The organism is Microvirga sp. GCM10011540 (assembly GCF_042650665.1).
Taxonomy (GTDB): Bacteria; Pseudomonadota; Alphaproteobacteria; order Rhizobiales; family Beijerinckiaceae; genus Microvirga; species Microvirga lenta.
Genome location: NZ_JBHSBQ010000032.1, coordinates 1 through 20,600, shown reverse-complemented (window position 1 = coordinate 20,600; position 20,600 = coordinate 1). Strand labels below are relative to the sequence as shown.

Genomic DNA, 20,600 nt, shown 5'->3' with positions numbered 1-20,600 from the left:
GGGCGTCGGCGGCGTTCTCGGCCACAGCGGCACCGGAGAGCGCCAGACTGATGGGAGCGCTGTTGATGAGCGCGACGGTCTTGTTCTCGGCCTCGAAGCGGGCGAAGCGGATGTTGGTCAGGGTGTCCTCGCCGTCCTGGCTGGCGCGGTTGTCCTTGACCGTGACGGTGCCGTTGCTGTTGGTGATGGTGTAGTCGGCCTTGTTGCCGGAGAAGACCGCTGTGTTGACCCCGCCGCCGCCGTCCAACACGTCGTTGCCGCCCTTGCCCGTGAAGGTGTTGTCAGAAGCATTGCCGGTGAATGTATCTCCGCGAATATTCCCTGTCAGGTTCTCAATGTTGAGGATCCTGTCGAGACCCTGACCCGTAATCTGCGGTGTGCTAATTCGGAGATCGATGGTGTGCTCAACGTTGGTCAGCAGGATCAGTTCATCATCGCCGCCACCGCCGTCGATCACATCGTCCCCATAGCCCGCGATGATTCGTTCTGTGCCAACTCCGCCGTAGATCGTGTCATTGCCTTCGCCGAGGTCAATGGACCCGACGTGGGTTCCCTGCTCGCCGCGATAAATGTCATCGCCAAACAGGAAGTCTATACCACCTTGGATCAAGCCTGAATTGGTGACGGCATCAGAACCATTCGAGGCAGAAACTGCATCTGCGTCCGATATTTGTGAAATGATCTGCCCGCTGTTGAAGAGGGCAGGCTGCCTTCTCCTTCATGGAAAAGCGTTAAGCCTGTGGTCGATCGGATTGTTTCGTCGTTTGCGACAAGGACAGCTCCTCTCATCCGGATGGCAGCCCGACCAACGACACTGCCCGAGGATCCGACATAGATGCTGGCATTGCCGTACGATGCGTAGATAGCACGGGCCGCAAGTGCCTCGACCGACCCGAAGATGCTAATGTTCGTCATTGCCCCGGAGGCAGTCGGAGCGCTCGTTAGCATGACGGCGACCGCGTTAGCGCCTTCGGTCTTCAATGACCCGCCTTGGGCGACAGTTAGGTGTCGTTACCTTCGATCTCCAAGGCATGGTCGTCTGCAGCGGTTGTTAGGACCGAGTTGATCTGGTGGATGTAATAGTTCGCCATAGCAGTGTTCCTAGGAAGGTAAATCTGGTGCAGAAAAGGCCTATTCCCATCTGGGATAACACTATATAACGTTATAAAAAAGATCTTATGTCTTTCAGGTCAGGGAACGCTCCTAGGCGAGGTAACTGCCTGTTGCACCATAGACACGGGGCAACATTGGAAACGTCCGGAGCGAGGCGCGTCTTGAGGCAAATATCTCTTCACGAATTGTGACTCTTGAAGAGAGCTGAATACTGCCGTCGCATACGCTGACATCACTGCCCCGCGTCGTTCCGACCCATTTCCCTCCAGCTCCCGTTTCTGCTTGAATAGCCACGCTTTCACGGGGGTGAGACGAGCGTCGTTTAAGGCCGCGTTAACCACCTTGCGCGGATGCTCGAACCCATTGCTTCCCTTCTCCCGAAGCCAAGACCATGAGCGATCTTCTCGTCAGTATCCGCCAGGCCAAGCCCGATGACGCCGAGGGGCTGTCGCGGGTGTTCGACGCCGCATGGCGCGAGGCCTACCAGGGCATCATTCCGGGCGTGACCCTCGAAAAGATGCTGTCGCGCCGGGGCCTGCGCTGGTGGCGCTCCACCGTCACGCGCGGGCGCCCGCTGGCGGTGCTCGACATCGGCCAGGGGGTGGCGGGCTACGCCTCTTACGGCCGCTGCCGCGACCGGTCGCTGCCGGCGGACGGGGAGATCGACGAGCTCTATCTCCTGCCCGAATACCAGGGCGTGGGCTTGGGCAGGCGCCTGTTCAAGGCCGTGTGCAACGACCTCAGGGCGCGGGAGATGAACCGGATCGTGGTCTGGGCGCTCGCCGAGAACGCGCGCGCCTGCGACTTCTACGAGGGCATGGGCGGGCGCGGCATCGCCCGGGTGGAGGAGCGCATCGGCGGCGCCCCCCTGGCCAAGGTGGCCTTCCTGTTCCGGTAGGGCGCCCTTCTTTCGGCCGTTCGCGACGATTGCCGGACCCGACGGGTCCGGCGGCGACCTCGCGCGCCCCTTCGAAAGAACAGGCCGGGATTGGCGCAAACCGGCTTCCCCTTTTGCCGATCACCCTCTAGTGAAGCGTCCAAGCTCACCAGCCCCGTATCTCACGGAGAACACCCCAACATGCGCATCGACGCGATCAAGATCGGAAAGAACCCGCCGGAGGACGTGAACGTCGTCATCGAGGTGCCGCTCGGCGGCGAGCCGATCAAGTACGAAATGGACAAGGAATCCGGCACGCTCTTCGTCGACCGTTTCCTCTACACGGCCATGCGCTACCCGGGAAATTACGGCTTCATCCCTCACACCCTCTCGGGCGACGGCGACCCTTGCGACGTGCTGATCGCCAACACCCGCGCCATCGTGCCGGGCGCGGTCATGAACGTGCGCCCCGTGGGCGTGCTGGTCATGGAGGACGACGGGGGCCAGGACGAGAAGATCATCGCGGTTCCTTCTCCGAAGCTGACCCAGCGCTACGACCGGGTGCAGACCTATACCGACCTGCCTGAGATCACGATCAAGCAGATCGAGCACTTCTTCGAGCACTACAAGGATCTCGAGCCCGGCAAGTGGGCCAAGATCATCCGCTGGGGCGACGCCGAGGAGGCCAAGCGCCTGATCGTCGAGGCCATCGAGCGCGCCAAGAAGGGCTGAGGCCTGGCCCCACCCTCCTCAAAACTCCTGAAGGCCGGAGCCCTCGCTCCGGCCTTTCTCTTTGAGTCAGGGAACGATCCCGTCATGCGCCGAGCGGCTGTCGGCCGGCGCCTGCGCGCGCTCGGTCATGCCGTAATCCCGCATCACGGCCGCGACGCGCAGGCGGTAATCGCGAAAGACGCCGCCGCGGCCCTCCCCCTGGGTCATCCGGTGGGCGGGGGAATTGCGCCAGCGCCGCACCGCCTCCTCGTCGCGCCAGAACGACAGGGACAGGAGCTTGTCCGGCTCGCTCAGGCTCTGGAACCGCTCGATGGAGAGAAAGCCGTCGACCGTCGCCAGCTCCTCCTTCAGGGCGGCGGCGAGGTCGAGATAGCGCTCCTTCTGCCCCGGTGCGGGCCAGACCTCGAAAATGACGGCCATCATGGACGGATCACCCTCCCGTGCGGTGCCGAGGCCAGGCGCAGGAAGATCCGGTCCTCCCGGCGAATGAACTGCTCCCGCTTGGCGAAATCATAATTCGCCCGGCCCTGCGGGTCATCCCGCAGCCGCGCCTTGTAGGCTTCGTATTCGGCGAGGCTCGCGATGGTGTAGACCCCGTAGGCCACGGTGCTCGATCCCTCGTGCGGAGCGAAATAGCCGATGAGGTCGGCGCCGCAGCGCGGGATCGCCTCGCCCCAGTTGCGGGCATAGTCCTCGAAGGCCTCCACCCTGAACGGATCGATCTCGTAGCGGATGAAACAGGTGATCATCGGGGGCTTCCTTTGCTTTTGCGTCGGTGGAGGCGGCAACCTAGCCGATTGTCTGACGCTCATGGTTCGGTTATGATCGAAGCATGAAGGAAGGCCCCGCCATCGCCCCCGTCGCCGCCCTGCTCGGCGACCCCGCCCGCGCCAACATGCTGGGCGTCCTCATGGACGGGCGCGCGCTCACCGTGAGCGAGCTGGCGGAGGCGGCAGGGGTCACGATCCAGACCGCGAGCGGCCATCTCTCCAGGCTCGAGGCCGCCCGGCTGGTCGCGGCGGAGAAGCAGGGGCGGCACCGCTATTTCCGTCTCTCGGGCCCGGACGTGGCGCAGGTTCTGGAAGCGCTGATGGGCCTTGCCCAGCGCACCGGCGCCGTTCGTGTCCGCACCGGTCCGAAGGACGCCGCGCTGCGGGCCGCCCGGGTCTGCTACGATCACCTGGCCGGGGAACGCGGCGTCGCCCTGCTCAACGGCCTCGCCCGTCAGAGTCTGGTCACGGGGGAGACAGAGCTCGCCCTGTCGGAGGAGGGCCGCGCGTTCTTCCAGTGCTTCGGCGTCGACGTGGCGCGCCTGGAAAAGGGCCGGCGGCCTGTCTGCCGGGCCTGCCTCGACTGGAGCGAGCGCCGCCTGCATCTGGGCGGGGCGCTCGGCGCCACCATTCTCTCGATCGTGGTCGAGCGGCAATGGGGCCGGCGCGACGAGAGCCGCGCCCTCGTCTTCACCTGCGACGGCCTGGCGGCCTTCAACCAGGCCTTCCGCCTGACCCCGGAGGACTCGCCGGAGCGCTCCCTGGCGTGAGGCCGGGAGCGGACCGGCACCCCCTCGCCGGGGCGACGCTCTAGAAGATGTCGAAGTCGCTGTGCTTGATGGCGAGCTTCTTGCCGATGGTCGCGAACTGGACCGCCTTCGCGGACCCGGTTCCGTCCGGATCGTAGAACAGGGCGCCGGCCTTCTTGTGGTAGATGATCCGGTCCTCCTTGTCCTTGACCCGGTCGCCGACGATGAAGGCGTCCTTCTTGAGGCCACCCTTCCGGCCGATCTTCGAGAACACCTTTCTGGCCAAGTGGATCGTGTCCTCCTTCGGATCGAAGTCGTAGATCCAGTCGAGATTGGATTTGCTGAGCTTCTGGTCGAGCACGAAAACATCCTTCCCGGCGCCGCCGATGAACGTGTCCTTTCCTTTGCCGCCCCAAAGCGTGTCGTCGCCGCCCTGCCCGAAGATTTCGTCGTTGCCGTTGAGCCCGTAGAGCTTGTCGTTGCCGTTCTCGCCCACCACCTGTTCGGAGGCATTGGTGCCCCGCTTCACGAGGGGGTTCGTCTCGGTGGTGCTGTTGGTCACGTTGATGGTAAGGTCCTTGGCGAAATCCCCGCCGAAGCCGTCCGATACCTTAACCGTGATGGTGTGCTTGGTGGCGGTCTCGTAATCGAGCCCGCCCGCGAGAATCAGCTTGTTTCCGTCCAGGGTGAAGAGCCCGCCCGCATCGGTGACGACGCTGAAGGTCAGCGTGTCCCCATCCGGGTCGGAGCTGAACAGCGTCGTGACCTGCGAACCGACTGCCTTGCTCTCGGAGAAGTTGATGGGCGAGATCGACGGGGAGATGTTCGAAGCCGCACCATTGGTGAGCGCAATGGTCTGGTCCGCGAACTTGGCGAAGCGAACCTCCTTGAGCTGATCGGTCCCGTCCTGGCCGGTATTGTCGGTAACGGTCACCGTTCCATCGGGATTGTTGACGATGGTGTAATTGCCCCTTGCGCCGGAGAATTCCGCCGTGTTCCGGCCGGCTCCCCCTTCGAGGGTGTCGTTGCCGGCGCCACCGGCGAGCGTGTCGTCGCCCGATCCGCCCTGCAGGGTGTCGCTGCCGCCGCCGCCGCGAAGAGCATCGTTGCCGTTGTTTCCGATGAGCCGGTTGTTGTCGTCGTTGCCCGTGAAGATGTCGGCCCCGGAGCCGCCTTCGAGGTTGTCGATGTCGATCAGGGTGTCCTTGCCGTAGCCGGTCGTGTCCTGCTCGCCCGTCAGGGACAGGTTCACGTTCGCCGCGGCCGAGCCGGTATATTTGGCGGTATTGCTGCCGGCACCGCCCTCGAGCGTGTCGTCACCGAGCCCACCTTCGAGCGTGTCGTCGCCGTTGCCGCCCTTGAGGTGGTTCTTGTAGAAGTCGCCGGTGAGACTGTCGTTATGGATACTCCCGATGACGTTCTCCATGTTGAGAATCACGTCGTAGACGTCGGCATAGATGCGCTGGGTCGAGTCGGTGCCGAGATTGACGGTGATGCCGCCGGTCGCATCGGAATAATCGACCGTATCGGTGCCGCCTCCGGAGCCGCCATCCATGTAGTTGCTGCCGGTGCCGCCGGAAAACACCTCCGAGGCCAGCCCGCCATAGGCGGTGTCGTTGCCGGCGCCGAGCCTGATGATTCCCGTCGCGGTCCCTTGCGCTCCTTCGTAGAAGTCGTTGCCGTCCTTGAGGTCGATGGCGGTGGTTCCGGTCGTGCTGATGGTGCCGGTATTGACGATCCGGTCGTTCCCATGGCCGCCCTGGACCGCCAGCGCCCCTGCGCTGGCTGTGAGGCTGCCGGAGTTGAACAGGTTCAGCCTGTCCGAATTCGAGGCGGAGGCGGCCACCGCCACGACGGCAACGTTCTCGGCCGCTACGGCAGCGGTCGTGACCGTCCCGAGATTGGTGACGGAGCTCAACCCTCCGCCCGTCAGGAGGATCGCCGCTCCCGCGACGGACGAGATGGTACCCTCGTTGTGGACCCCGCTCGCGCTGCCCAGGAGATGGATTCCGGCGAGATGCGCCTGGATGCTGGAACCCGAGTCCACGAGGATGCGCTGCGTCCCGTCGGCCTTGATGCCGCCGAGCGTGGCGCTGTTCAGGCTCCGTGCCAGGAGGGTCGTTCCGGTCAACGCTGCCGCCATTTCGTGGAGGGCGTGCATTCCGGTATTGAGGGTGGTCTGGTCGTCGATAAACGTATTGGTCATGTGGCGCCTACGAGATCAGGGCATCGCGATGGGCGCACTATTACGTTATTACGTATAGAAAAGATAGTATCTCCCTGCCGCAGGGAAGCGCGCCGGTCGTCGCGACCGACCGCCCCGTCCTACCCCACCGGCGCGTCCACCGTGCAGACCACGCCGCCGTCCCGGAAGTGGATCCGGACCTCGCCGTGGAGGTCGTGGGCGAGGTTGCGTTCGATCAGGCGGGTGCCGAAGCCGCGCCGCCTGGGGACCGCGACGGGCGGCCCGCCCGATTCCGTCCACTGGAGACGGAGCCGGGGGGCCTCGTCGCCGGGGACGACCTGCCATTCGATGCCGATCCGGCCGGTTTCGTTGGACAGGGCGCCGTACTTCACCGCATTGGTGGCGAGTTCCTGCAGGGCCATGGCGAGCGCCAGCGCCATGCGCGGCGAGAGCCAGACGTCGGGTCCGCCGATGCGCAGCCGGTCCTCCCGGACCCCGCCATAGGGCTCCATCGCCTGGACCACGATCTCCCGCAATCCCGCCCCTTCCCAGTTCTCGCGGGTGAGCACGTCGTGGGCGCGCGAGAGGGCGAAGAGACGGGCTTCCAGGGCCGACCTGACCTCGTCCGGGTCCTGGGTGCTGCGCAGGGTCTGCGCCGCGATGGACTGGACCGTGGCCAGGGTGTTCTTCACCCGGTGGTTCAGCTCGTTGATGAGAAGCTTCTGGTGCTCCTCCGCCCGCTTGCGCTCGGTGATGTCGAGCGCCACGCCGATGGTCTGTCCCAGCTTGCCCTCGTGGCTGGACTTGATCTCCGCCCGCAGGAGCAGCCAGCGGATGGAACCGTCGGGCCATATGATGCGCAGCTCGCCCTCGGCGAAGCGCTCGCCCCGGGCCAGGGCGGCCTGCGCGGCGGCGGCGATCCGCTCCCGGTCGCCCGGAAAGTAGCGCGCGCGGATTTCCTCCGGACTCGGAGAGGAGTCCGGCGGGAAGCCGAGAAGCCGGTTCAGCTCCGGCGAGGTGGTGATCGTGCCCTCGGCCGCGTTGCTCTCCCACGCGGCCAGGCGGCCGGCGTCGAGGGCGAGGCGCAGCCGCGTCTCGCTCTCCCTCAAGGCCGCCTCCGCCCGCTTCGCCTCGGTCACGTCGCTGCCTTCGGCGAAGATGCCGGACACCTTTCCCTCGGCATCCCTGATGGGCTGATAGACGAAGTCGACGAAGCGCTCTTCCGGTTCGCTGTCGGGCTCCCGGCGGAGAAAGAGCCGCAGGCCCCGCCCGACGAAGGGCTCGCCGCTCTCGTAAACGTTGTCGAGAAGCTCCTTGAACCCCTGGTCCGCGACCTCGGGCAGCGCTTCGAGCGCCGGTCTGCCGATGATGTCCCGGTGGCCGATGAGCTGGTAATAGGAGGCGTTGGCGATCTCGAAGACATGGTCGGGGCCGCGCAGCACGGCGATGAAGCCCGGGGCCTGATGGAAGAGTTCGCGCAGGCGCTCGCGCTCCGTGGCGATGCGGCGCTCCGCCAGGACCTTGCCGGTGGTTTCCATGGCGGCGCAGAACATGCCGGCGACCCTGCCACTCTCGTCATGGACCGGCGTGTACGAGAAGGTGAAGTAGGTGTCCTCCCGGTAACCGTTCCGCTCCATCGGGATCAGCAGGTCCTCGTATCCGACCGCCTCGCCCGCAAGGGTGCTCTCGACGAGAGGGCGGATCTGCTCCCAGATGTCGGACCAGACCTCGGCGAAGGGGCGTCCCAGCGCACCTGGATGCTTGGCTCCGAAGATCGGCGCATAGGCATCGTTGTACAGGAAGGCGAGATCGGGTCCCCACGCGATGAACATGGCCTGCTGGGCGTTCAGCATCAGCCGCACCAGGGTGCGCAGGGATTGAGGCCAGGTTTCCGGCTCCCCGAGCGGCGAGGTCGACCAGTCGTGCGCCCGCATGCGGGCGCCCATGTCCCCGCCGCCTGCGAGGAAGTCGCGTCCCGAAGAGCGGTTCTCGGCCACGCGGTCAGCGAGCACCGGCGGCCTCGATGCGGAAGGCCTCAGGACCGGAAGGGCGTTTCGGCTCGGGCGAACCTGCGGCGGAATGGGTTTGCGTCACGGGTTTCGAGGTGCTCGCGATAAGGGACGAGGGGTCAATCTTCGGATAGCTCATCTGGTTGCACGGCGATACCGGACAAGGCTTGCCGCAGCGGAATTCCGCCGCCGGCTCACAATGCCTCCCCTTTCAGAAGCCGCGGCGCCGCCCGGCCGGTCAGGCCGGCCGCCTCGCGGATGAAGAAGCGCTTCAATCCCGGCATCCGGTCGACGAGGCCCAGCCCCAGGTCGCGGACCAGGCGGACGGGCAGGATATCGTTCGAGAAGAGCCGGTTGAGGCCGTCGGTCATCAGGCCCATGGCGGTGATGTCGGCCCGGCGCGCGCGCTCGTAGGTGTCGAGCACGTCCGCACCGCCGGGATCCATGCCCAGCCGCAAGGCGTCGGCGACCACCTCCGCGAGCGATGCCGCGTCGTGCAGGCCGAGATTGAGCCCCTGCCCCGCGATGGGATGGATCACATGGGCCGCGTCGCCCAGAAGGGCGATGCGCTCGGCCGTGAAGCGGCGGGCGACGCCGAAGGACAGGGGAAAGGCCTGCGGCTTGGTCTCGAAGGCGATCCGGCCGAGCTGCAGCCCGAAGCGCTTCTCCAGCTCCGCCAGCAGATCGTCCGGAAGAGCCTCCAGCAGGGCCGGGACATTGTCGTTGCGCTCGGTCCAGACGATGGAGGAGCGGTGCCTCACGGTGCCGTCGGGCAGGGTTTCCGCCTTGAGCGGCAGGATGGCGAAGGGGCCGGAGGGCAGGAAATGCTCCACCGCCCGGCCCTCGTGATCACGCTCGTGCGAGATCGTCGCCACGATTCCGGACTGCCGGTAGGGCCACGAGATCCAGCCGATTCCCGCCTGCTCGCGCAAGGTGGAGCGCGCGCCGTCCGCGGCCACCAGGAGGGCGGCCGGGAGGCTGTCCTGCGCACCCGTCAGCAGCACGTCGATCCGCGCCGGCTGGATCGCGAAGCCCCTGACGCCCTCGGGTCTGAGGGTGACGCCCTCGGCCTTGCAGGCCTCGATCAGGGCCGCGGTCAGGTCGCCCGCCGTCACCATGTGGGCGAAGGGCTCGCCCTCCCCCACATCGCCGGAAAAGGTCAGGAAGGTCGGCCGGACCGGGTCCTGCAGGCGGCTGTCGGTGATCACCATGTCGAGCATGGGCTGGGCGCTTCCGGCCACCTGGTCCCAGACCCTCAGGGCCTCGAGCATCCGCCGGGCGGCGGCGGCAATGGCATAGGCGCGCTTGTCCCCGTGCGGATCGCGCTTGAGGGCCGGGTCGCACATGACCACGTCGAGGCCGGAGCCCAGCGCCTGCTTCAGGGCGAGGGCGAGCGACAGCCCGGCCAGCCCGCCCCCGGCGATGACGATGCGTGGGCTCGTGGTGCTCATGGCTTCCGGCCTCCTCGACTGATCATGAAACGATCCAGGGCGCAGGATGGTGTCAGCGATCAACTCGCCAGCGTCAAGCTTGACGTGACCGGCATCCTCTCCGATGGATGGCGCTCCTTGGGAGAACCGTGAATCCATGTCCAAAGCCGTTGCCGATCTCCTCTCGATCCTCGACCTCGAACCCCTCGAGCACAACCTGTTCCGCGGGCAGAGCCCGAAGAGCGGCTGGCAGCGCGTCTTCGGCGGACAGGTGATCGGTCAGGCCCTGGTGGCGGCGAGCCGCACGGTGGAGGGGCGCAACCCCCATTCCCTGCACGGCTATTTCATGCTGCCGGGCGACCCCAAGGTGCCGATCATCTACGAGGTCGACCGCATCCGCGACGGCCGCAGCTTCACCACCCGCCGGGTGGTGGCGATCCAGCACGGGCAGGCGATCTTCTCCATGTCGGCTTCCTTCCACCTGGAAGAGGAAGGCTTCGACCACCAGGCGCCGATACCGAACGTGCCCGGGCCGGACGAGCTTCCCAGCGAGGAGGAGGTGAAGGCCGACCTCATGCCGCTGATGCCGGAGCCCATGCGCTCTTATTATGCCCGCGAGCGGCCGATCGAGATCCGCCCGGTCGAGATGAAGCGCTACATGTCGCGGGAGCCCATGGCGCCGCAGTTCCATGTCTGGATCAAGACCACCGGGCGGCTACCCGACATCCCGGCCATCCACCAATGCGTGCTGGCCTACGCCTCCGACATGACCCTCCTCGACACCGCCCTCGTGCCGCACGGCCGCACGGTGTTCGAGCCGACGATCCAGCCGGCGAGCCTCGACCATGCGCTGTGGCTCCACCGGCCCTTCCGGGCCGACGAATGGCTGCTCTACGCCCAGGACACCCCGAACGCCTCGGGCGCCCGCGGCTTCTCCCGCGGCCTGATCTTCGCCCAGGACGGAACCCTCGTGGCCTCGGTGGCCCAGGAAGGCCTGATCCGCGAACGTCGCTGACGCCTTGCTGCCCACTTTTTAAGCAAATCGGCTCCTGACGCGCCATTTCCCCGGTGCCTATCGAAGAGGCACCGGCCGCACCCGCATGGGCCGGCAAGGGCTGGCACGCTTTTTGCTTCCTTTCGCCCCGACACCCGCGCCGGCAGGCCGGGTTCGCAGGACAACGCCACCGGGCCGCGTGCGGTTCGAAGGCATCTGAAAGGGGGCTCAACCCATGAAAATCGTGATGGCGGTCATCAAGCCGTTCAAGCTGGAGGAGGTGCGCGACTCGCTCACCGCCCTCGGCGTCCACGGCCTCACCGTGACTGAAGTGAAGGGTTACGGCCGGCAGAAAGGCCATACGGAGATCTATCGCGGCGCCGAATACGCCGTGAGCTTCCTGCCGAAGCTGAAGATCGAGGTGGCGGTCGCCACGGAACTCGTAGGCCAGGTGATCGACGCGATCACCACCTCGGCCCGCACCGGCCAGATCGGCGACGGCAAGATCTTCGTCACCTCGCTCGAGAAAGCCGTCCGCATCCGCACCGGCGAGACCGATGCCGACGCCCTCTGAGCCCAATCCCTTTCCAGCGTTCCGGAGTCCTTATCCGATGAAAATCCGTCCTCTTCTCATGACAGCCCTCGGGGGAGCGGCGCTCGGCCTGCTCGCCCTCGATCCCGCCCTCGCGCAGGACGCCGCCGCTCCCGCGGCCGAGGCTGCCGCCACCGCCCCCACGGTCAACAAGGGCGACACCACCTGGATGCTCGTCTCGACCATCCTGGTCATCCTCATGACGATCCCGGGCCTTGCCCTGTTCTATGGCGGCCTCGTGCGTACCAAGAACATGCTCTCCGTGCTGATGCAGGTCTTCGCTGTGTTCAGCCTCGTCGCCATCCTGTGGGTCTTCTACGGCTATTCGCTCGCCTTCACGTCGGGCCCCGAAGGCCTCGGGGCCTTCATCGGCGGCTTCTCGAAAGCCTTCCTGGCCGGCGTGACCACGGATTCCACCGCCGACACCTTCACCAAGGGCGTGGCGATTCCCGAGCTCACCTTTGTGGCCTTCCAGCTCACCTTCGCGGCGCTCACGCCGGCCCTGATCGTCGGCGCCTTCGCCGAGCGCATCAGGTTCAGCGCGGTCATGCTGTTCACGGGCCTCTGGGTCACGGTGATCTACCTGCCCGTCGCCCACATGGTGTGGTTCTCGGAGGGCTATCTCTTCGCTCTCGGCGCCCTCGACTTCGCCGGCGGCACGGTGGTGCACATCAACTCGGGCGTCGCCGCCCTCGTGGGCGCGATCATGATCGGCAAGCGCATCGGATACGGCCGCGACCTGCTCGCCCCGCACTCGCTCACCCTCACCTTCGTGGGCGCCTGCATGCTCTGGGTCGGCTGGTTCGGCTTCAACGCGGGCTCCAACCTGGAGGCCACGGGCGGCGCCGCGCTGGCGCTGGTCAACACCATCCTCGCCCCGGCGGCGGCCGGCCTCGCCTGGATGACCGTGGAAGCCATGGCCAAGGGCAAGGCCTCGCTGCTCGGCATCGCCTCCGGCGCCGTCGCGGGCCTCGTGGCGATCACCCCGGCGGCCGGCCTGTCCGGCCCCATGGGCGCCATCGTGCTCGGCCTCGTGGCGGGCGTGATCTGCTACTACGCGGTCACCAGCGTGAAGAACGCGCTCGGCTACGACGACGCCCTCGACGTGTTCGGCATCCACGGCGTGGGCGGCATCGTCGGCGCCCTGGGCACGGCCATCGTCGCGGCCCCGTCGCTCGGCGGCTACGGCGTCGGCGAATACACCATCGGCGGCCAGCTCTGGACCCAGTTCGTCGCCGTGGTCATCACCCTCATCTGGACCACCGGCGGATCGCTGATCCTCTTCAAGCTGGTCGACCTGGTGGTCGGCCTGCGGGTCACGCCCGATGCGGAGCGCGAAGGCCTCGATCTCGCCGATCACGGCGAGCGCGCCTACAACTACTGACGAACAAGACGAAGGCCTCCAGAGGCTCGAAACGAAGAAGCCCCGGCCGCAAGGCCGGGGCTTTCCTTTTGCTTCGCCGTCATTCCGGGGCGGCTCGTCAGAGCCGAGCCCGGAACCCATGAACGCCAGCGTTTCAAGAAGGAGTGACAGCGGTGCCACCTCATCCTGCACTGTCAGCGGCCCGGGGTTCCGGGCTCTCGCTGACGCTCGCCCCGGAATGACACCCGAAGGCGAGAACCTCACCCGTTCTTCACGAGCTGCTGCAGTTTCGAGCGCCGGACCTCGTCCGATTCCTGGAAGTTGGACGTGCCGTAGAAATCGCCCTTCGAGTCCATCAGGAAGATCGTGGCCGTGTGGTCCATGGTGTAGTCCCCGTCGGTCGGGACCTTGCGGAAATACACCTTGTACTCCTTGGCCACCGCGGCGATCTCCTCCTCCGTGCCGGTCAGGCCGACGATGCGCGGATCGAAGGACGAGAGGTAGGACTTCAGCAGTTCCGGCGTGTCGCGGGCGGGGTCCACCGTGATGAAGGCGACGTTCAGCTTGTCCGCGTCCGGTCCCAGGGCCTGCAGGTCCTGGGTGAGGTCGTAGAGCGTCGTCGGGCACACCTCCGGGCAATGGGTGAAGCCGAAGAAGACCGCGAAGGGCTTCCCCTTCAGGTCTGCCTCGGTGAAGGGCTTGCCCTCGTGCGAGGTCAGCCGGAACGGACCGCCGATGGGCACCCGCGACTGGTTCTGCTGCGGCTCGGGCACCAGCAGCAGCACCGTCACGAGCAGGGTGAGCGCCGCCACGAGAAACACGCTGAGCGGCAAGAGAAGGGATCGCTTGAGGATCATGAGGTCGTCTCCCGATCGGGTCGGTTCAGTGGTGCTTGTGCTCGGCCGCGCCCTGCGCGCCCATGGGACGGACCGCGTATTCGACCTCGACTGTCCCGGCCTTCTCGAACACGAGGGTGCCCTTGTGGGTCTGGCCCTCCCTCAAGGGCTCCTTGAGGTCCATGAACATGAGATGGTAGCCGCCCGGCTTGAATTCGAGCGTCCGGCCCGGTTCGATCGCGAGCCCGCCCTGTACCGGCTTCATGCGCATGACGGTGCCGTCGAGGGACATCTCGTGCATCTCGACCCGGCCGGCGAGGGCAAACGAGCCGCCGACGAGCCGGTCCGGCTCCTGGCCCTTGTTGGTGATCCTCAGATAGCCGCCGCCGACCTTGGCGCCGGGCGGGGTCGCCCGGGACCAGGGCTGCTCGATGGCGAGGCTTCCGGCGGTGGCCGATGCGGACGCGCCCGGAGCCGCCACGAGGGTCACGCCCGGAGCCGGATGGCTCAGGCTGTGCGGGTCCTGTCCGGCGGCGGGGATCTGCGTCCATTCCTCCGTGCCGTTGGCGCAGGTCTGCACGACGGGGAAATGGACCGTGGAGCCCGCCGCGAAGGCATCCGTGATCCGCGCCTGGAATACGAACTCGTCGTAATGGCCGTCCTCGAGGGAGCCCGACCACGTGATCCCGGTCACGCCCTCGGAGACCGGCTCGCCGTGCAGGCGATAGGTTTTCGCATAAGGAGCCCGGGCGGTCTCCAGGGTCCAGCCCGCCTTCGGCATCGGCCTGGCGTCGATGACGCCCTCGGGGATGCGGACCTGGACCTTCAGGGTCGGCTGCCCGTCGCAGCCATGGGGGATGCGCAGCACGCCCTTGTAGGTGGCGTTCGGGGCCGCCCGGGCCGTCTCGAAGGTCACATGGGCGAGGGCCGGGGTGGAAACGGCGAGGAGCACGGCCGCGACGAGCGCGCCGGCGGAGGAAGACGATGTCATGATGGAATGATCCTGTTGGCTTGGGTCGGCGTGTTCGGGAGAAAGATCAACCGAGGCGCGGCGGTGCGCGCGAGCCGACAGGCAGGATCGTGGAGGCGACGGGCAGGACGGGCGTCGCCGGACGGGCATCCGCCGCCACGGCCCGACGCGGGACGGGGGCCACCATGGCGGCCGCGGGGAGCGGACCGCCGGCGGACCCGGCGCCGTGGCAGCCGAGAAGGCAGCAAAGCCCGTCATGCGCTTTCGCCGGCGCCGGATCGTCGGGCGCCCGGTCGGCATCCGTCAGGCAGAGGATGGCCTGCGGCAGGTGGCCCGACCCTGCCTGAACGGCACCGGCCATGGAGAGGAGCAGGCCCTGCAGGACCAGGACATAGGCGAGCGCGACCGCGAGAACGGCCCGTTTTCCGCCTGTCATGAACGCCCTGCGCGACATGGCGAGACACTGATCTTTCCCGCCCGTTCCGTCAATGTCCGAAACGCCGGGCGGGTAGGGTTAAAGGACCCTTAACCAGCCTTTCCTAGAGTGGGAATCGTAACTCTAGATCCAGGTCTTCAGTCGTTCCATGCGCACCGTCCGCCGCTCCTCCTCCGCCTATGACGGGCTCTTCAGCGCCCTGCGAGCCGCCCTCGCCCGCAGGGCCCAGGAGCTGACGGGCCTGTGCCTGATCGCCTTCGCGGGCGCCGTCGCGGTGGCCCTGGCCACCTGGTCGGTGGACGACCCGAGCCTCAACAACGCCACCGACGCCCCCGTGCGCAACATGATCGGCTGGCCCGGCGCCATCGTGGCCGACCTGCTGATGCAGCTTCTCGGCCTCGGGGCCATCGCGGCCCTGCTGCCGCTCGCGCTCTGGGGCTGGCGCCTCATGAAAGCGGGCGAGCTCGGACGCGGACAGCTGCGTCTGGCCCTGTGGATCATCGGCGCGGGAGCCGCCACGGCGCTAGCGAGCGCCCTGCCGGCCACGGACCGCTGGCCCCTGCCGACCGGCCTCGGCGGCGTGGTGGGCGACGCGATCCTCACCGCCGCGAAAGCCGTGACCGGCCTGTCCGGCGGACCCGCCCACGCCATTCTCGGCCTCGTCTTCGCCGGCCTGACGATTCTCACCCTCACCGCCGCCTGCGGCTTCGGCCTCTCCGAGGAGAGGCACCCGGAGGACCTGGAGGATTTCGACGATCCCCGCCCCGCGAAGCGCGGCCGCAAAACCCAGGACTGGGAAGAGGCCGACGAGCCCGGCTCCGACGAGCCCGGCTGGGGCATCGTGTCCCTCGGCGCCCTTGCCCATGGCGTCATGAGCCTTCGCAGCGCGGCCCGGCGCTGGAGCGAGCGCAGGGGCCATCCCGAGGAGGACGATCTTGCCGACATCCCCGCGCCTGCGAGCACGGCCCGGCGCGGGTCGCCGGACAGGGGGTTCGCGCGGCGCGAGCCGGTGCTGGAGGCGGGGCCCGCCCGCGGCCGCCCGGCCGGCGTCGCTGCACCGGTCTACGACGAGGACGACGATTGGGGGGAAGGCCCTCCTCCCCTGCCCGGCGTGCCCCGTGTCGCGCAGCCCGAGCCGGCACCGACCCGGGTGGCGCCGGTTCCCGCCGCGCCCAAGCCCGGGCGACGCATGGCGCGAGAGGCCCAGCCCTCGCTCCTCGACGACGGCGACTACCAGCTTCCCGCGCTCACGCTCCTGGCGGAGCCGAAGAAGCCGGCCGGTCCCGTGGTCTCCGCCGACGCGCTCGAGCAGAACGCGGCTCTTCTCGAAGGCACGCTGGAGGATTTCGGCGTGAAGGGCGAGATCATCAACGTGCGCCCCGGCCCCGTGGTGACGCTCTACGAGCTGGAGCCGGCGCCGGGCACCAAGTCCTCGCGCGTCATCTCGCTGGCCGACGACATCGCCCGCTCCATGAGCGCGGTCTCGGCCCGCGTCGCGGTGGTGCAGGGCCGCAACGCCATCGGCATCGAACTGCCCAACCACAAGCGCGAGACGGTTTTTCTGCGCGAGCTTCTGGCGAGCCAGGACTTCGAGACCTCGAAGCACAAGCTCGCCCTGTGCCTCGGCAAGACCATCGGCGGCGAGCCGGTGATCGCGGACCTGGCGCGCATGCCGCACCTGCTAGTCGCCGGTACCACCGGCTCGGGCAAGTCGGTCGCCATCAACACCATGATCCTCTCCCTCGTGTATCGCATGAAGCCCGAGGAATGCCGGCTGATCATGGTCGATCCGAAGATGCTGGAGCTGTCGGTCTATGACGGCATTCCCCATCTCCTCACGCCCGTCGTCACCGACCCGAAGAAGGCCGTGGTGGCGCTCAAATGGGCGGTTCGGGAGATGGAGGACCGATACAAGAAGATGTCGAAGCTGGGGGTGCGCAACATCGACGGCTTCAACGCCCGCGTCTCGGAGGCCAAGGCGAGAGGCGAGACGATCACCCGCACGGTGCAGACCGGCTTCGACAAGGAGACCGGCGAGGCGGTGTACGAGGACGAGATCATGGATCTCGAGCCCCTGCCCTACATCGTGGTGATCGTCGATGAGATGGCCGACCTGATGATGGTGGCCGGCAAGGACATCGAAGGCGCGATCCAGCGTCTGGCCCAGATGGCGCGTGCGGCGGGCATTCACGTGATCCTGGCGACGCAGCGCCCAAGCGTCGACGTGATCACCGGCACGATCAAGGCGAACTTCCCGACCCGCATTTCCTTCCAGGTGACGTCGAAGATCGACTCGCGCACGATCCTGGGCGAGATGGGGGCCGAGCAGCTTCTGGGGCAGGGCGACATGCTGTACATGGCCGGCGGCGGGCGCATCACGCGCGTGCACGGGCCGTTCTGCTCCGACGAGGAGGTCGAGAAGGTCGTCGCCCACCTCAAGCGTCAGGGCCGTCCGCGATATCTCGAAGCGGTCACCGCGGACGAGGATGGCGGCGGGGACGGCGGCGACACGCCCGTCTTCGACCAGGGCGAGTTCGGATCGGGCGGGGGCGACCTCTACGACCAGGCGATCGCCGTGGTGCTGCGGGACAAGAAGGCCTCGACCTCCTACATCCAGCGCCGCCTGCAGATCGGCTACAACCGCGCCGCCTCGCTCATGGAGCGCATGGAGAAGGAAGGCATCGTCGGTCCCGCCAACCACGCGGGCAAGCGCGAGATCCTGCTGGAGACCGCCGGGCTCGACGAGGATTGAGCGGCGCGGCAGGAACCTTGGCCTGGATGCTGCGTCATCATGTAACCATATGATGTCCCCGACGCAGCCGCTATGACGGGGAGTAAGGAGTTGATCCGGATGCGCCTTTCGGGCCTTGCACGCTTCGCGACCATCGTGGCCCCCCTCGTGGGTGCGGGCGCGGTGCCGGCTGCGGCCCAGGTGCTGCCGATGGATCTCTTCCGGCCGCCGGCCCACCCGGTCGAGCCGCCGACCATCGCCTCGGCGGCCCAGGGCTTCACCCTCTCGACGGCACCCCTGCCGACCGCGAGCTTCCACGCTCCGGCCGCCGCTCCCGGACCGGTGGCCGTCGCCGAGCCGGAGCCGGATCCCATCGTCGCGCGGGCGAAGCCTGCGGCCGCCAAGTCCGCTTCGCCGCCCCCCTCCCCTCCGGAGCGTCCGGCAGCCACCGCCCCGGCGCCGAAGGTCGCCTCGGCAGAGCCGATGGAGATCGTGCCGAAGCCCGTGGTCACGGCCGCCGCCCGGATCGAAACCCTTTCCAACCGGGAGATCGTGGAGCGGGCGAACGCCTATTTCACCAATCTCGGCACCCTGGTCGCCGATTTCACGCAGGTGGGCGGCGACGGCCGCCGCCTGGGCGGCACGCTCTATCTGGAGCGGCCGGGCAAGGTGCGCTTCGACTACGACCCTCCGGCGACCCTGGAGGTGATCGCCGATGGCTCCTCGGTGGCCGTGCGCGACCGCAAGCTCGCGACCCAGGACCTCTATTCGATTTCGCAGACGCCGCTGAAGTTCCTCCTGCGCGAGCGGGTCAATCTCGGCCAGGACATCGCCATTCGCGGCATCACCAATGACGGCGACTCGGTGCGCATCTCCCTGGAGGACAAGTCGACCCTTGGCGGCACCTCGCGCATCACCCTCTACTTCGATCCCAAGGTCGAGAACCTGTCCCAGTGGCGCATCGTCGACCCGCAGGGCTTCCAGACGATCGTGGTGCTCGAAAAGGCACAGCGCGGCCGACGCATGGATCCGGAGCTGTTCAAGATCCAGTACGAGGCCATCGTGGGCAGCAACCGGTAGGAAGCGTCGGCCGGATCGGCGTGAGCAGGTCTTCTTGGAGGCGCTCGTCGAACCGTCGTTGCACACGAACTTGCCGGACCGGCAGTGGGAGACTCCCCCTTCTTCCTCGAGCAGGGCGTATTTCGCGCGTGAGCGGCCGGTGCAAGAGCAACCGCCGCAAGGCTCAGGACGGTGAGAAAGGCTGCGAGCTTCGTCCCCATTGATACCCCCTTCAGTTGTATTTAGTTTCACCACAACTTAAAGGGAGGGATCTCTTCCCACAATCCCGAATCTATCGTAGCCCAGGGCGTCCTGCCGAAGGAAAGCCGCCCGTGAACCTCACCGTCTCCACCTGGAACATCAATTCCGTCCGCCTGCGCATCGACCAGGTGAAGGGCTTCCTGCAGGAGCGCCGGCCCGACATCCTGTGCCTGCAGGAGACCAAGTGCCCGAACGACAAGTTTCCCCTGAAGGAGCTGCAATCCTTCGGCTATCCCTTCGTCGTGCATATGGGCCAGAAGGGCTATAACGGGGTCGCGATCCTGTCGCGCTATCCGTTCTCGGAGACGAACGTGATGGAGATGTGCGGCCGGGCCGACGCGCGCCACATCACCGTGACGCTCTCGCCCCAGGCCAAGGCGGCCGCGGGCCTCGTGATCCATAACTTCTACGTGCCGGCCGGCGGCGACATTCCCGATCCCGACCTCAACGAGAAATTCCGCCACAAGCTCCAGTTCATGGAGGAGCTGCGCGCCTGGGGCGGCCGCTCCAGGCCCACCGCCTCGCCCGCCATCCTCGTGGGCGACCTCAACGTGGCGCCCCTCGAACACGACGTCTGGAGCCACAAGCAGCTTCTCGACGTGGTGAGCCACACGCCGGTCGAGACCGCCGCCCTCGAGGAGCTGCGCCAGGAGGCGGGCTGGACCGACGCCATGCGCCATCTCCGGCCCGAGCCCGAAAAGATCTATTCCTGGTGGAGCTACCGCTCGCCCGACTGGGCCGCCGCCAACAAGGGCCGCCGCCTCGATCATATCTGGGTGTCGGAGGGCATCCGGGACGCGGTGCGTTCTATCGACGTGACCCGCGAGACCCGCGGCTGGGAGCGTCCCTCTGACCACGTGCCGGTCACGGCGGTGCTGGAGCTCTGACCGGACACCTCCTCAACCGGAGAGTGCAGCTCCAGCGGCGCGGCTGCTACGCTGCTTCCATGACGCGCAAGAACTCTCTTGTCCCCCACGCCTCCCCGTCTCGTTCGCTGGTTGCCGGAACGATCCTGATGGGGATCGGCATGGGGATCGGCTTGTCACAGCCGGCAGCAGCCCTGTCTCCCGCGACGCGGGATCAGATGCTGCAGGCCTGTCACGAGAAGGCCATGCAGGTGCATCGGGACGCCCAGGAGGCCCTGATGACCTATCTTAGACGCCTCGCCGCGCAACGCCGCCTGGCAGCCGGAGACCTGCGAGGCCCTGCGACTCTCGATCGCCGCGAGTCAGAAACGGATCGACTGGCAGGGCGGCGGAAACCGGATCTGCGCCGAGAGGTACAAATCGTCCGAGATGAAGGCCATTCGGGCGGACCTGCGCGACTCGAGCGACAAGAAGCGTAAGCTCTTCCGCGAGAATTGCCGCTAGAGTATCCGTATTGATCAAGCGGGTTTTGAAGACCAGTTTCGCTGATCTCGCAAGAGCGCATTGGCCAGGATGATGAGCTTTCGCATGATGGCGGTCAGGGCGACTTTCGCCGGCTTGCCCGCC

18 protein-coding genes and 2 pseudogenes are annotated in these 20,600 nt (G+C 67.0%); 10 read left to right on the top strand and 10 right to left on the bottom strand.

What is annotated here, in order from left to right; translation table 11 throughout:
• Positions 1-610 (bottom strand): annotated as a pseudogene (locus ACFOYU_RS12040) (hypothetical protein); the annotation flags it as partial.
• 894 nt (positions 611-1,504) lie between these two features.
• Between ACFOYU_RS12040 and ACFOYU_RS12035 the strand changes: the two are divergent.
• Together ACFOYU_RS12035 and ppa are read left to right on the top strand one after the other, a co-directional pair.
• Positions 1,505-2,011, top strand: coding sequence for a GNAT family N-acetyltransferase (locus tag ACFOYU_RS12035; protein ID WP_226738280.1), 507 nt, complete (start codon positions 1,505-1,507; stop codon positions 2,009-2,011).
• A 180-nt stretch (positions 2,012-2,191) separates the two neighbouring features.
• On the top strand, positions 2,192-2,722 hold the full coding sequence (gene ppa, locus ACFOYU_RS12030; RefSeq protein WP_226738282.1) for an inorganic diphosphatase: 531 nt from the start codon (positions 2,192-2,194) through the stop codon (positions 2,720-2,722).
• 66 nt (positions 2,723-2,788) lie between these two features.
• Here the strand turns inward: ppa and ACFOYU_RS12025 are convergent, their stop codons facing one another.
• Positions 2,789-3,145, bottom strand: a complete 357-nt coding sequence (locus tag ACFOYU_RS12025) for an antibiotic biosynthesis monooxygenase family protein (RefSeq protein ID WP_377033753.1) — start codon at positions 3,143-3,145, stop codon at positions 2,789-2,791.
• A complete protein-coding gene (locus tag ACFOYU_RS12020) occupies positions 3,142-3,471 on the bottom strand; it encodes an NIPSNAP family protein (RefSeq protein WP_377033752.1) in 330 nt (109 codons plus the stop codon). The genes ACFOYU_RS12025 and ACFOYU_RS12020 overlap by 4 nt, the downstream gene beginning before the upstream one ends.
• A gap of 83 nt (positions 3,472-3,554) precedes the next feature.
• On the opposite strand from ACFOYU_RS12020, the gene ACFOYU_RS12015 reads away from it, so the two are divergent.
• Entirely contained in the window at positions 3,555-4,262 is a 708-nt protein-coding gene (locus tag ACFOYU_RS12015) for an ArsR/SmtB family transcription factor (RefSeq protein ID WP_377033751.1), read from the top strand.
• A gap of 40 nt (positions 4,263-4,302) precedes the next feature.
• On the opposite strand, the gene ACFOYU_RS12010 is transcribed toward ACFOYU_RS12015, so the two are convergent.
• The 3 genes from ACFOYU_RS12010 to ACFOYU_RS12000 all read right to left on the bottom strand — a co-directional run bounded on the left by ACFOYU_RS12010 (position 4,303) and on the right by ACFOYU_RS12000 (position 9,886).
• Complete coding sequence (locus ACFOYU_RS12010; protein WP_377033750.1) at positions 4,303-6,447, bottom strand: hypothetical protein; 2,145 nt, start codon at positions 6,445-6,447, stop codon at positions 4,303-4,305.
• A 119-nt stretch (positions 6,448-6,566) separates the two neighbouring features.
• Entirely contained in the window at positions 6,567-8,438 is a 1,872-nt protein-coding gene (locus ACFOYU_RS12005; RefSeq protein ID WP_377033749.1) for an HWE histidine kinase domain-containing protein, read from the bottom strand.
• Between the two features lie 191 nt (positions 8,439-8,629).
• On the bottom strand, positions 8,630-9,886 hold the full coding sequence (locus ACFOYU_RS12000) for a ubiquinone biosynthesis hydroxylase (protein ID WP_226738294.1): 1,257 nt from the start codon (positions 9,884-9,886) through the stop codon (positions 8,630-8,632).
• Between the two features lie 136 nt (positions 9,887-10,022).
• Between ACFOYU_RS12000 and tesB the strand changes: the two genes are divergently transcribed.
• The 3 genes from tesB (at position 10,023) to ACFOYU_RS11985 (ending at position 12,835) form a co-directional block, all read left to right on the top strand.
• On the top strand, positions 10,023-10,880 hold the full coding sequence (gene tesB, locus ACFOYU_RS11995) for an acyl-CoA thioesterase II (protein WP_377033748.1): 858 nt from the start codon (positions 10,023-10,025) through the stop codon (positions 10,878-10,880).
• A 214-nt stretch (positions 10,881-11,094) separates the two neighbouring features.
• Positions 11,095-11,433, top strand: a complete 339-nt coding sequence (locus ACFOYU_RS11990; RefSeq protein WP_226738298.1) for a P-II family nitrogen regulator — start codon at positions 11,095-11,097, stop codon at positions 11,431-11,433.
• A 37-nt stretch (positions 11,434-11,470) separates the two neighbouring features.
• Positions 11,471-12,835: an ammonium transporter gene (locus tag ACFOYU_RS11985; RefSeq protein WP_377033747.1), complete on the top strand. Its 1,365-nt coding sequence runs from the start codon at positions 11,471-11,473 to the stop codon at positions 12,833-12,835.
• Between the two features lie 239 nt (positions 12,836-13,074).
• On the opposite strand, the gene ACFOYU_RS11980 is transcribed toward ACFOYU_RS11985, so the two are convergent.
• The 3 genes from ACFOYU_RS11980 to ACFOYU_RS11970 are packed head-to-tail and all read right to left on the bottom strand — an operon-like array spanning position 13,075 to position 15,056.
• Positions 13,075-13,671 carry an SCO family protein gene (locus ACFOYU_RS11980; protein WP_226738302.1) on the bottom strand — a complete coding sequence of 199 codons (597 nt, stop codon included), beginning with the start codon at positions 13,669-13,671 and terminating at the stop codon, positions 13,075-13,077.
• Between the two features lie 25 nt (positions 13,672-13,696).
• A complete protein-coding gene (locus ACFOYU_RS11975) occupies positions 13,697-14,641 on the bottom strand; it encodes a DUF1775 domain-containing protein (RefSeq protein ID WP_377033746.1) in 945 nt (314 codons plus the stop codon).
• A gap of 46 nt (positions 14,642-14,687) precedes the next feature.
• Positions 14,688-15,056: a hypothetical protein gene (locus ACFOYU_RS11970; protein ID WP_377033745.1), complete on the bottom strand. Its 369-nt coding sequence runs from the start codon at positions 15,054-15,056 to the stop codon at positions 14,688-14,690.
• 148 nt (positions 15,057-15,204) lie between these two features.
• Here ACFOYU_RS11970 and ACFOYU_RS11965 point away from each other — a divergent pair, with 148 nt between their 5' ends.
• From ACFOYU_RS11965 to ACFOYU_RS11950, 4 genes are all read left to right on the top strand, one after another.
• The gene (locus ACFOYU_RS11965; RefSeq protein ID WP_377033744.1) at positions 15,205-17,808 is read left to right on the top strand and encodes a DNA translocase FtsK 4TM domain-containing protein; all 2,604 of its coding nucleotides are present in this window, start codon (positions 15,205-15,207) and stop codon (positions 17,806-17,808) included.
• A 99-nt stretch (positions 17,809-17,907) separates the two neighbouring features.
• A complete protein-coding gene (locus ACFOYU_RS11960) occupies positions 17,908-18,867 on the top strand; it encodes an outer-membrane lipoprotein carrier protein LolA (RefSeq protein ID WP_377033743.1) in 960 nt (319 codons plus the stop codon).
• 311 nt (positions 18,868-19,178) lie between these two features.
• Positions 19,179-19,994, top strand: a complete 816-nt coding sequence (gene xth, locus ACFOYU_RS11955) for an exodeoxyribonuclease III (RefSeq protein WP_377033742.1) — start codon at positions 19,179-19,181, stop codon at positions 19,992-19,994.
• A gap of 59 nt (positions 19,995-20,053) precedes the next feature.
• The gene (locus ACFOYU_RS11950; RefSeq protein ID WP_377033741.1) at positions 20,054-20,452 is read left to right on the top strand and encodes a hypothetical protein; all 399 of its coding nucleotides are present in this window, start codon (positions 20,054-20,056) and stop codon (positions 20,450-20,452) included.
• Between the two features lie 39 nt (positions 20,453-20,491).
• Here the strand turns inward: ACFOYU_RS11950 and ACFOYU_RS11945 are convergent.
• Positions 20,492-20,600 (bottom strand): annotated as a pseudogene (locus ACFOYU_RS11945) (IS110 family transposase); the annotation flags it as partial.

What these genes read in the sequence shown, in the direction of transcription:
- ACFOYU_RS12035 (WP_226738280.1), top strand. Translation starts at nt 1,505, where the DNA reads ATGAGCGATCTTCTCGTCAGTATCCGCCAGGCCAAGCCCGATGACGCC.
- ppa (WP_226738282.1), top strand. Translation starts at nt 2,192, where the DNA reads ATGCGCATCGACGCGATCAAGATCGGAAAGAACCCGCCGGAGGACGTG.
- ACFOYU_RS12025 (WP_377033753.1), bottom strand. Translation starts at nt 3,145, where the DNA reads ATGATGGCCGTCATTTTCGAGGTCTGGCCCGCACCGGGGCAGAAGGAG.
- ACFOYU_RS12020 (WP_377033752.1), bottom strand. Translation starts at nt 3,471, where the DNA reads ATGATCACCTGTTTCATCCGCTACGAGATCGATCCGTTCAGGGTGGAG.
- ACFOYU_RS12015 (WP_377033751.1), top strand. Translation starts at nt 3,555, where the DNA reads ATGAAGGAAGGCCCCGCCATCGCCCCCGTCGCCGCCCTGCTCGGCGAC.
- ACFOYU_RS12010 (WP_377033750.1), bottom strand. Translation starts at nt 6,447, where the DNA reads ATGACCAATACGTTTATCGACGACCAGACCACCCTCAATACCGGAATG.
- ACFOYU_RS12000 (WP_226738294.1), bottom strand. Translation starts at nt 9,886, where the DNA reads ATGAGCACCACGAGCCCACGCATCGTCATCGCCGGGGGCGGGCTGGCC.
- tesB (WP_377033748.1), top strand. Translation starts at nt 10,023, where the DNA reads ATGTCCAAAGCCGTTGCCGATCTCCTCTCGATCCTCGACCTCGAACCC.
- ACFOYU_RS11990 (WP_226738298.1), top strand. Translation starts at nt 11,095, where the DNA reads ATGAAAATCGTGATGGCGGTCATCAAGCCGTTCAAGCTGGAGGAGGTG.
- ACFOYU_RS11985 (WP_377033747.1), top strand. Translation starts at nt 11,471, where the DNA reads ATGAAAATCCGTCCTCTTCTCATGACAGCCCTCGGGGGAGCGGCGCTC.
- ACFOYU_RS11980 (WP_226738302.1), bottom strand. Translation starts at nt 13,671, where the DNA reads ATGATCCTCAAGCGATCCCTTCTCTTGCCGCTCAGCGTGTTTCTCGTG.
- ACFOYU_RS11975 (WP_377033746.1), bottom strand. Translation starts at nt 14,641, where the DNA reads ATGACATCGTCTTCCTCCGCCGGCGCGCTCGTCGCGGCCGTGCTCCTC.
- ACFOYU_RS11970 (WP_377033745.1), bottom strand. Translation starts at nt 15,056, where the DNA reads ATGACAGGCGGAAAACGGGCCGTTCTCGCGGTCGCGCTCGCCTATGTC.
- ACFOYU_RS11965 (WP_377033744.1), top strand. Translation starts at nt 15,205, where the DNA reads ATGCGCACCGTCCGCCGCTCCTCCTCCGCCTATGACGGGCTCTTCAGC.
- ACFOYU_RS11960 (WP_377033743.1), top strand. Translation starts at nt 17,908, where the DNA reads ATGCGCCTTTCGGGCCTTGCACGCTTCGCGACCATCGTGGCCCCCCTC.
- ACFOYU_RS11950 (WP_377033741.1), top strand. Translation starts at nt 20,054, where the DNA reads ATGACGCGCAAGAACTCTCTTGTCCCCCACGCCTCCCCGTCTCGTTCG.